Here is a 9,742-nt window from a genome sequence, read left to right on the forward strand (position 1 = left end):
CTACTCTTACTAGCATAAAAATAAAAATAACCAATATTAGTTATACAAATAAAAATAAAAATAGTAGTTAGCTTCTATTGTAGAAACCGCAGCGATAAAAATAATAAATGCGGGGTAAACTGAATATTTTGAATGCCTAGCTTTTTAGCGGCCGAAAAAATGAATTGAGTTATTGTTTCTGACTAATAAGAACACATAAAGTGGCACTAGTCCTAAACCGGATAACTTTATTTTAGCTACCGCTCTGAGTATTCAAATTGCTCTGTTTACATGCAAAGGTGTGAGCTTTTGCCCTAAAGCACAGACATGGATTCACAACAACAAAAAATTTAGAGTCTGCTCTTTTAAGCATGAAAAGGTCAATCACGGAGAGCGTTTGATCTTTTCATGCAAAGTCATTCCCCCTCTCTTTTCTTATTATTACTTGTGTTGCTACTTTTTCTGGTACAGTTTTCTCTTTAGATAAACTCTTGGCCTTGGTCTATGGTAAAGTATGGCTTCATAAAACGTAAGGCTGATAGAGCCCCTCAAGGTCTTAGTACTTCGTAACCCACAACAATGATTGTTTAAACATGTCCAGACTGTCTCCTTCCATTATACCTCGCGACCAACATCCCGTTTCTCGTAGCCAAATTAGCCCATCGGCGTTAAAGGTTATGCATCGCTTACATAATAGCGGCTATGAGGCGTATCTGGTTGGTGGTGGTGTCAGGGATATTTTGCTCGGCCAAAATCCTAAAGATTTTGATATTGCGACCAATGCACACCCTGAGGAGGTACATGCTCTTTTTAAGAATTCACGTTTAATTGGTCGTCGCTTTAAGCTCGTCCATATCCTGTTTGGCCGCGAGATTATCGAGGTTGCTACCTTCCGTGGAAGCGTAAACCAACAGGACGAAAAACAATCAGAGCATGGCATGCTGCTTAGAGACAATGAATATGGCAGTATCGATGAAGATGCTGTGCGAAGAGACTTTACGATAAACGCTCTCTATTACAGCCCTAAAGACTTTTGTATTTACGACTATGTCGATAGCCTGGACGATATTAAGCAGGGTCTGATCAACATTATTGGCGACCCGGAAACACGCTATAGGGAAGATCCGGTTCGGATGATCAGAGCTTTGCGTTTCGCGGCTAAACTAGACTTTGATATCGAAGAAGAGACCAGCGGTGCCATACGAGAGCACGGTCAGCTATTGTCCAACGTTGCAGCAGCACGTTTGTTCGATGAGATTCTAAAACTGTTTCTCTCTGGCTATGGATTGAAAATTTTTCACCTCTTAGTCGACTATGGGCTATTTAAGCCCTTGTTCCCAGCTATTGCTCATACCTTGGAAAACAGTGATAAGAGTGCTATCTATAAGAAAATGCTCGAGGCAGGCTTAACAAATACTGATCAACGAATTCATCAAGAAAAACCCGTCACACCAGCATTTCTGTATGCAACTCTTCTATGGCCTGAAGTCGATAGACTGTGGTCACAACTTATTGAAGAAGGCGTTCCCGAATTTCCTGCATTACAACAAGCAGGGCAACTTACACTTCAAAGCCAACTACCTCATATATCTATACCCAAGCGCTTCACCTTAATGATGAAGGAAATATGGGAATACCAAATCAGACTCACTAAGACTCACGGCAAGCGGCCTTTCCACCTCGCTGAACAGCAACGATTCAGGGCTGCCTATGACTTTTTGTTGTTACGGGAGCAAGCTGGTGAACCTGTCGGCGAACTCGCTAAGTGGTGGACTGAATTCCAAATCAAGCACCCTTCTGCTGTTTATAACAAAGCTAATCATCGAAAAAAGCGTGAGACACCTGGTGCTGACCGCCGAAAGACCCGACAATCACGACGTCCAAAGCGATCATAATGCTGCAGGTATAAGTCAGCAGGAACTGTTCGGCGAGAAGAAAAAGCTAGTCATGAAACTAAATCAAGTACTCATCGGTATTGGTAGCAACCTGGAAAGTCCTCGTCTTCAAGTAATAAAGGCGATAGAAGCCCTATCCCGGCATCCTGAACTAAAGCTAATGTCATCATCATCACTATACAGTAGCTGCCCTCAAGGGCCTCAGGATCAAGATGACTTCGTCAATGCAGTCATCTGGCTTGAAACCGCTCTGGAACCACTCGCTTTGTTAAAGTGTACTCAAACACTTGAAGCCGAATTCGGGCGTATAAAGACTCGGCATTGGGGGGAGCGAATCATCGACCTGGATATTCTATTCTATAACGATGAAACGCTATCAAGCGACGACCCTGACTTACGCATTCCTCACCCTTATGCGCTGGAACGAGACTTTGTGCTGGTACCAGCAATCGAAATTGCGCCTGCTTGGACGCTTCCCGATACATCGACCCTAGAACAACATCTTTCTTCGTGCAGCGAGCATAATTTACTTCGTTTAGATGGCACTCCGACTTGAGTCTCGCGAAACAAGTAGCTAATCTACGCACAAGCTAAGCTCTGTCATAGATTATCAGTAGTCGGTTTTATACTACTGTGAAAACTAAGGATTATATGATGAAAACGACAACCCTGAGCCTTCGTAAACTAAAAGAGTCCAATGGAAAATTCTCCTGTGTCACAGCCTATGACGCAACCTTTGCTAAGTTAGCGTCGGATGCTGGTATCGACGTTTTATTAGTCGGCGACTCTCTAGGCATGGTGTTACAAGGTCAGGACTCGACATTGCCTGTTAGTATTGATGACATGGTCTATCACACTCAATGTGTTAGCAGAGGCGCTCAGTCTCCCTTAATTATGGCCGATATGCCTTTTAATACCCTGAATAGCCCTCACGATACCTTGAACTATGGTGGACAGTTGATGCAAGCAGGTGCCCATATTATCAAGCTAGAAGGCGGCGAGTGGCTTGCAGAGTATATTGAAGCCTTAAGTGATCGAGGCATTCCTGTTTGTGCACATTTGGGTTTAACGCCTCAGTCTGTCAATAAGTTAGGCGGCTATCGCGTTCAAGGCAAGGAAGCTGAAAAAGCTAACGCCATGATTAATACTGCGCGCGCCCTTGAAGAGGCCGGTGCCGATATGATCTTACTTGAGTGCGTACCCACCTCACTCGCTGAGCTCATTACCAAGAAAGTTAGTGTCCCTGTCATCGGAATTGGTGCGGGGAATGTTACCGATGGTCAGGTCTTGGTGATGCATGATCTCCTTGGAATTACTTCCGGACATAAGCCTAAGTTCGTAAAAAACTTCATGCAAGGCGCCGGTTCAGTGCAACAGGCCTTCGAGCACTACGACCAAGCGGTTAAGTCCGGCGAATTCCCTTCTGCCGATTATAGTTTTGCAGGCTAAACGAGACTCAAGCATGATCACCGTTAACAGTATTATTGCACTACGAAAAGTTATCAAAGAAGCTAGACAAGCCGGTAAAGTAATCGGCTTTGTACCCACTATGGGCAATCTTCATGAAGGCCATCTCAGTCTTATCGATCGTGCCCGCCAAGAAGCAGACTTAGTTGTCAGCAGTATCTTTGTAAATCCTATGCAGTTTGGTGAGAACGAGGATCTTGATGCCTACCCTAGAACACTTGAAGATGATAGTAAGCACTTACGTAGTAGATATTGTGATGTCTTGTTCGCACCACCTGTTAGCGAGATCTATCCAAACGGCTTAGCTGAAGAAACCAGAGTGGATGTGCCTGCTCTCGGAGATTATCACTGCGGCGCCAGTCGTTCCGGTCACTTCATTGGTGTCGCCACCGTCGTCACCAAGCTATTTAATATGGTGCAACCAGATATTGCAGTATTTGGTGAAAAAGACTTCCAACAATTAGCGATTATTCGCAAGATGGTTTCCGACCTTTGTATGCCTGTTTCTATCATTGGCGTCCCAACATCTCGGGAAGAGTCAGGTCTAGCCCGCAGCTCTCGCAATGGTTACCTTAGCCAGCAAGAAAAGCAAACTGCCGCTAAGATTTACCAGCTATTGCAACATTGTGCTGCGCAGCTTCAGGCTGGCGAACGGGATATCACTGCATTATGCGAGGACGCCAAATCACACTTGGTTAAAAATGGCTTTAAACCCGATTACTTCAATATAGCCAAGCCCACAACACTTGCTCCTTCACAAGAAACAGATACAGCTTTCGTAATTTTATTAGCCGCGTATTTGGGCTCAACCCGTTTAATTGATAATATAACGGTGAATCTTTAACCATCGATATTGAGTAACACTATGACATTGGATGTATTACCTAGTTACCAAGCATTAAAGGATCATGCCAAATTCATTACTAAGCTTCATGTAAAAGACCTATTTGAAGGTGATCCTAAGCGCTTTGATCGCTACTCCTTTCAGGCACCACATGTCTTTTATGATTATTCAAAAAACCGTGTCACCGAGGAAACGATTTCGCTCTTATCTCAGCTCACTGCTGAAGCAGGGCTTGAAGCAAAGGTTAAGGCCTTGTTTTGTGGCACAGGAGAGAATGGAGACTTACTGAACAACACAGAGGACAGAGGCGTCTTACATACGGCCTTACGACTTCCAAAGTCTAGCCTGACTCAAACTACTAGCTATTCGCCTAGCCAAGATATATTGGATGAAATCCTTGAATGTCGAATTCAAATTCAAGAATTCGTTGATAAAATACACCAACAGGAAGTTCTTGGTTACACCGGAAAACCCATTGATACTCTCGTTAGTATCGGCATTGGGGGCTCTTATCTAGGCCCCAAAACAGTTACCGAAGCACTATCACCCATCGCCAAAGAAGGCCTGAGTTGTCACTATATTGCTAACGTAGACAGTAGCGATAGCCACCAAGTGCTCTCTCAGATCGTACCTGAATCCACCATTTTCCTGATTCAGTCTAAGTCCTTCGGTACACAGGAAACACTTACAAATGCTCAAACTGTAAAGAACTTTCTACTAGAGCACGGAATGCTTCAAGAAGACCTTGGCATGCATCTCTATGCTGTGAGCAGTAATATCGAAGCTGCGATAGCCTTTGGAGTTAAGGAAGAAAATATCTTCCCTATATGGGACTGGGTAGGAGGGCGCTATTCACTCTGGTCTGCAATTGGTCTTCCAATCGCATTTATGATTGGCAATGAGCACTTCGAAGCCTTGCTACAAGGCGCACACGAAATGGATGAGCATTTTATCTCAGCTCCCTTTGAGCAGAATATGCCAAGCCTGATGGCAATGCTAGGCATTTGGTACCACAGTTTCTTTGGCGCCGACTCACATGCCGTAATGCCTTATGATCAGTATCTGAGCTTTCTTCCTGATCACCTCCAGCAATTAGATATGGAGAGTAACGGCAAACACGTATCTACAAAAGGTAAAGCTCTTACTTACCATACAGGCCCTATAATATGGGGGGGTACTGGAACTAACGGCCAACATGCTTTCCACCAGTTATTGCATCAGGGCACTAAACTAATCCCATGTGACTTCATTGCTACGCTTGATACGCATCACCCATCAGGCTCTCATCATAAGATGTTATTGGCTAACTGCCTGAGCCAAACTCAAGCCTTGATGCAGGGGCGTAGTGAAAGGCAGGCTTTTCAAGAATTATTAAATAGGGGTTACGACGAACCCAAAGCCAAACTCATAGCCAAGCATATGGAGCACAAAGGTAATCAACCCAGTAATACCTTTCTTATTGAGAAAACGCTGCCAAAGAGCGTCGGTGCCCTAATTGCCGCCTACGAACATAAAGTTTTCGTTCAGGGTGTAATATGGGAGCTTAATTCTTTTGATCAGTGGGGAGTAGAGTTAGGTAAAAAGCTAGGTAACGAAGTACTCAAACAACTGGAAGACGCTGATTCCAACATTGCTGCAGATTCTTCTACTGCCGGTTTAATCGCTGAATACCACCGATTTCATGAAAACAAATAAGCTTAAGGCTTGAGAATAGCAGCAACTGAACTTGGATCAATTCGCCATACCTTTTGCTTCGCTTCGATTTCTACTTGCTTAAGCTGCCATAAGACTTGGTAGCTTAAGCCAGTTTTGCTATCGATATCATCCGGTGCTAACTCAGCCATCGGCCATAGAACAAAGCCATTGTAGTATAGCTCCGGCCTCGGGAGCTCAACTCCATCATGAAAACCTGTCAGTTGCCCGTAACTGACCACATCAATATCTAGCGTTCTTGGTGCAAAGTGTTTATCTCCGCGCAGGCGGCCGTGGCTATCTTCAATTGTTTTTAATGCCTTTATAACCTTGGGCAAGCTTAGCTCTGTTTCGATTGATACCGCCATGTTATAGAAACACGCACCGTCAAAACCAACCGGCTCACTTTCATAAATTGAAGACAAAGATAAGTCACCAAAGGTCCGTTTCAGGCTGCTCAGGCCCGAGCGAAAGTTCTGATCACGTTCAACATTTGAGCCCAGATTCAAGAATACCTTAGGCATGGCTATGCTGCTCTCGTGTTCGCTTCACTCTAACGCCAACTGATCTTGTGTTTGGAACTGCGCCAGGCTTACTTATTTTTAGTTCTATCGCGCTAATTGCAAAGCTATTAAATAGCGATGCGGCTATTTTGTCTGCTAGATACTCCAATAACTGATGGTGTTTGGCTAAGGTAATGCGCTCAATCTCCTGGCAAACCGCCACATAATCAATAGCATCTTCTATGGCATCTGATTCTGCTGCGGCTGAAAAGTCACACACTAGAGCAAGGTCAAACAACAATGTTTGCTTGATCTGCTTTTCCCATTCGAACACACCTATTGAGGCGTCAATTTCGAGCTTTTCAATTAATACCTCAGAGTAATCTTGAGCCATCAAATTAACCTATTGTCAGGATTAAAATCTAGCCTAGTGCAGGCAGCGTATCTAGTGGCCAACGTGCTTGTACTGCAAACTCATGATTTGAGCCCTGGCCTGCCTGCAAGCGCTGATAGCCGGCATAAGCGATCATTGCACCATTATCCGTACAAAACTCCGGACGAGCATAAGAAACCCTGGCACCCAGTTTTTTTACCATTGGCTCCAGAGTCTGTCGGAGATGCGTATTGGCACTCACACCGCCTGCAATAACGAGCGTTTTCATCCCTGTTTGTTCAAGGGCTCGTTTACATTTAATTCTAAGCGTATCAACAACTGCCTCTTCAAATGCTAGCGCGATCCTTGCCTGATCATCTTTATCCAACTCTTTCTTAGCACGGACATCATTTACCGTGTTCAAGGTAAAAGTTTTCAGGCCACTAAAACTAAAATCCAGTCCTGGCCGATCTGTCATTGGACGGGGAAATCGATAAGGTGTTCCACCAAGCTCTGTTCGGGCATATTCAGCCAGTTTCGCAATTCGGGGACCTCCCGGGTAATCGAGCCCTAACATTTTCGCCGCTTTATCAAAGGCTTCACCTGCCGCATCATCTAATGACTCACCCAGAATTTCATATTCACCAATAGACTGCACTGAAACCAATTGAGTATGGCCACCCGATACAAGTAAACCAATAAAGGGGAATTCCGGTGGACTATCTTCTAGCATCGGCGCCAGTAAGTGTCCTTCCATGTGGTGTACACCGATAATGGGGATATCAAGCGCCATCGCTAAGGCATTCGCAATGGAAGCACCGACCATCAGCGCTCCTACTAATCCCGGCCCTGCAGTATAGGCAATCGCATCAATATCGCCCTTCTCTAGCCCAGCTTCTTTGAGAATAGCGTCTATTAAAGGAATGGTTTTTCTTACATGATCTCTAGAAGCTAATTCCGGGACAACACCACCATAGTCCGCATGCATCTCTACTTGGGAATATAACTGGTGTGCAAGCAAACCTTTCTCACTATGATATAAAGCAACACCGGTCTCATCGCAAGATGACTCAATACCTAAAACAATCATTAAGAATCTCGTGTAGTTGGAAAGTCGTCAATCTTTAGCTAGCAGTAGAAGAAAGCCCTGCTTACGTAACAAGTCTTGCTCTAACTCCAAGATCGACGTATTTAAGGGATTTGCCTCAAACCAGCCTTTCCCCATACTAAGGGATAAGCACTCGTCCTGAGCCCTTAGGGTGAAATCCGTTTCAGCTTGATTACGTTCTGCTGTCAGCGCAACCGCCAGTCTGAATATTGTGCACAGGCGCTTCAGTGTTTGCGTTTCCTGTTTACTCATTCCAATAAAAGGCTCATCACTAAATTTCCGTCTGTGAGTACGTACTATCACAGAAAGGTGCAGCTGAGTTAATCTCGAGAAACCTGGTAGGTCAGAGTGATAAACGAGATAAGCACCATGCCGGTGGTATTGTGCATGAGCAATAGAGTGCCCAACCTCAAAAACCCGGCTTGCCCAACGTAGTAGATTTTCACATTGCGGTAAGGCTATATCCCAATACGAAGCAATTTGCTTGTATGCATGAAGCGCTGTTTTCTCTACTCTTTCAGCGTGTTCAACATCAATAGCATAGCGAGCCTGCATCGATTGAAGTGAACGTTCTCTGACATCCTCATGCTGAATCCGGCCTAGTATGTCATACAGCAAACCTTCCCTAAGCGCGCCCGATGTGAACTCCATTTCTTTGATGCCCAGTACCTTAAAGCATGAGTAGAGTATGGAAAAGCCGGCTGCAAAGATCGATGCACGCTCAGATTTCACACCTAGTTTAACTAAGTCCTCACAATGTCCGAGAGTAATCATCAGGCCTTTTAGTTCTTTCAAAGCTTTTAATGTAATCGTTTCTTCAGCTAAACCAAGATGACGCAAAGCATTTAGAATAGCCTTAATTGAACCCGAAGCACCCACTGTATGCTGCCATCCAAGCGACTTATATTGTTCCTTTATGCTGAATAATTCTCTGGATGCGTGCTTGATTGCTTTATTAAATCCTTGCTCAGTTAGCTCACCACCAGGAAAATATTTTTCTCTGAAAGAAACGCAGCCCATATGCATACTTTCTAAGGCTTTTGCCTCAAAGCGTTCACCAATTATCAATTCGGTGCTACCACCACCGATATCGATAACCAGGCGATTGCCTTTATCATCAGCCAGGGTATGAGCAACACCAAGATAAATTAGACGCGCTTCTTCTCTGCCAGAAATTATTTCTATTGGGTGACCTGTTACACGCTCGGCATCACGCAGAAAGTCAGTTTTCTTTTTGGCTGCTCTTAAAGCATTTGTACCCACGATCTGCACAGATGCAGAGTCAAAGCTCTTGATCCGCTGGGAGAAGCGCTTCAAGCACTCAATTGCCCTGATATGGGCTTCTGGAGTTATTTCTCCATTTTCGTCGAGACCTGCCGCTAGCTGGACCTTTTCACCAAACTTATCAACGACTCTAATCTCGCCATGAGAAATTTTTGCGACAACCATGTGAAAACTGTTTGAGCCCAAATCTATCGCTGCAATGTGGTCTGAGCAGCTATTTGGCTCTGCTTTCGTATCATTGTGAGTTAACACGTCCTTGAAATCCTCTGATAAGGCTATATATTACTCGTTACGATTTTTCATTTCTTAAGAGATAGCTGTATTGTAACGCATCAAATGCTTTCAGGCTTCTCTAAATCTTTTATTGGAATCAAAACATGAGTGATAACATCATCAATGTAAGTGACGCAACTTTCGAAACGGAAGTTTTAAATTCTGACATCCCTGTACTTGTCGATTACTGGGCGGAGTGGTGCGGCCCTTGTAAAATGATCGCCCCTGTCCTTGAGGAAATTGCTGACGACTATGCTGGCAAGATCAAAATATGTAAGTTAAATATTGATGAGAATGAGCAAACCCCACCTAAATTCAATATTC

Annotated in this window: 10 protein-coding genes; 6 read left to right on the forward strand and 4 right to left on the reverse strand. The window is 44.3% G+C overall.

Annotation, left to right across the window (positions count from 1 at the left end; translation table 11 throughout):
• The first annotated feature begins 572 nt into the window (after positions 1-572).
• The 5 genes from pcnB (at position 573) to pgi (ending at position 5,880) form a co-directional block, all read left to right on the forward strand.
• Positions 573-1,874: a polynucleotide adenylyltransferase PcnB gene (gene pcnB, locus A3766_RS15465; RefSeq protein ID WP_082865097.1), complete on the forward strand. Its 1,302-nt coding sequence runs from the start codon at positions 573-575 to the stop codon at positions 1,872-1,874.
• A 52-nt stretch (positions 1,875-1,926) separates the two neighbouring features.
• A complete protein-coding gene (gene folK / locus A3766_RS15470; protein WP_068510005.1) occupies positions 1,927-2,430 on the forward strand; it encodes a 2-amino-4-hydroxy-6-hydroxymethyldihydropteridine diphosphokinase in 504 nt (167 codons plus the stop codon).
• A gap of 98 nt (positions 2,431-2,528) precedes the next feature.
• Positions 2,529-3,323 (forward strand): 3-methyl-2-oxobutanoate hydroxymethyltransferase, encoded by a 795-nt coding sequence (panB, locus tag A3766_RS15475; protein ID WP_197469979.1) that lies wholly within the window; start codon positions 2,529-2,531, stop codon positions 3,321-3,323.
• Positions 3,324-3,336: 13 nt separating this feature from the next.
• Positions 3,337-4,185 carry a pantoate--beta-alanine ligase gene (gene panC / locus A3766_RS15480; RefSeq protein ID WP_068553021.1) on the forward strand — a complete coding sequence of 283 codons (849 nt, stop codon included), beginning with the start codon at positions 3,337-3,339 and terminating at the stop codon, positions 4,183-4,185.
• Between the two features lie 21 nt (positions 4,186-4,206).
• Positions 4,207-5,880 carry a glucose-6-phosphate isomerase gene (gene pgi / locus A3766_RS15485; RefSeq protein ID WP_068642465.1) on the forward strand — a complete coding sequence of 558 codons (1,674 nt, stop codon included), beginning with the start codon at positions 4,207-4,209 and terminating at the stop codon, positions 5,878-5,880.
• 2 nt (positions 5,881-5,882) lie between these two features.
• Here pgi and folK (A3766_RS15490) read toward each other — a convergent pair whose 3' ends face one another.
• From folK (A3766_RS15490) to ppx, 4 genes are read right to left on the reverse strand one after another with little or no spacing between them, the layout of a single operon-like run.
• On the reverse strand, positions 5,883-6,401 hold the full coding sequence (gene folK, locus A3766_RS15490) for a 2-amino-4-hydroxy-6-hydroxymethyldihydropteridine diphosphokinase (RefSeq protein ID WP_068509996.1): 519 nt from the start codon (positions 6,399-6,401) through the stop codon (positions 5,883-5,885).
• Positions 6,394-6,774 carry a dihydroneopterin aldolase gene (gene folB / locus A3766_RS15495; protein ID WP_068509994.1) on the reverse strand — a complete coding sequence of 127 codons (381 nt, stop codon included), beginning with the start codon at positions 6,772-6,774 and terminating at the stop codon, positions 6,394-6,396. Before folB ends, folK (A3766_RS15490) begins: the two co-directional genes overlap by 8 nt.
• A gap of 28 nt (positions 6,775-6,802) precedes the next feature.
• On the reverse strand, positions 6,803-7,843 hold the full coding sequence (gene tsaD, locus A3766_RS15500; protein ID WP_068509992.1) for a tRNA (adenosine(37)-N6)-threonylcarbamoyltransferase complex transferase subunit TsaD: 1,041 nt from the start codon (positions 7,841-7,843) through the stop codon (positions 6,803-6,805).
• Positions 7,844-7,870: 27 nt separating this feature from the next.
• Entirely contained in the window at positions 7,871-9,397 is a 1,527-nt protein-coding gene (gene ppx, locus A3766_RS15505; protein ID WP_068553023.1) for an exopolyphosphatase, read from the reverse strand.
• 125 nt (positions 9,398-9,522) lie between these two features.
• On the opposite strand from ppx, the gene A3766_RS15510 reads away from it, so the two are divergent.
• Positions 9,523-9,742 (forward strand): co-chaperone YbbN (locus tag A3766_RS15510; RefSeq protein WP_068642467.1); only part of this gene is annotated, 220 nt, incomplete at its 3' end.

The organism is Oleiphilus sp. HI0132 (assembly GCF_001635845.1).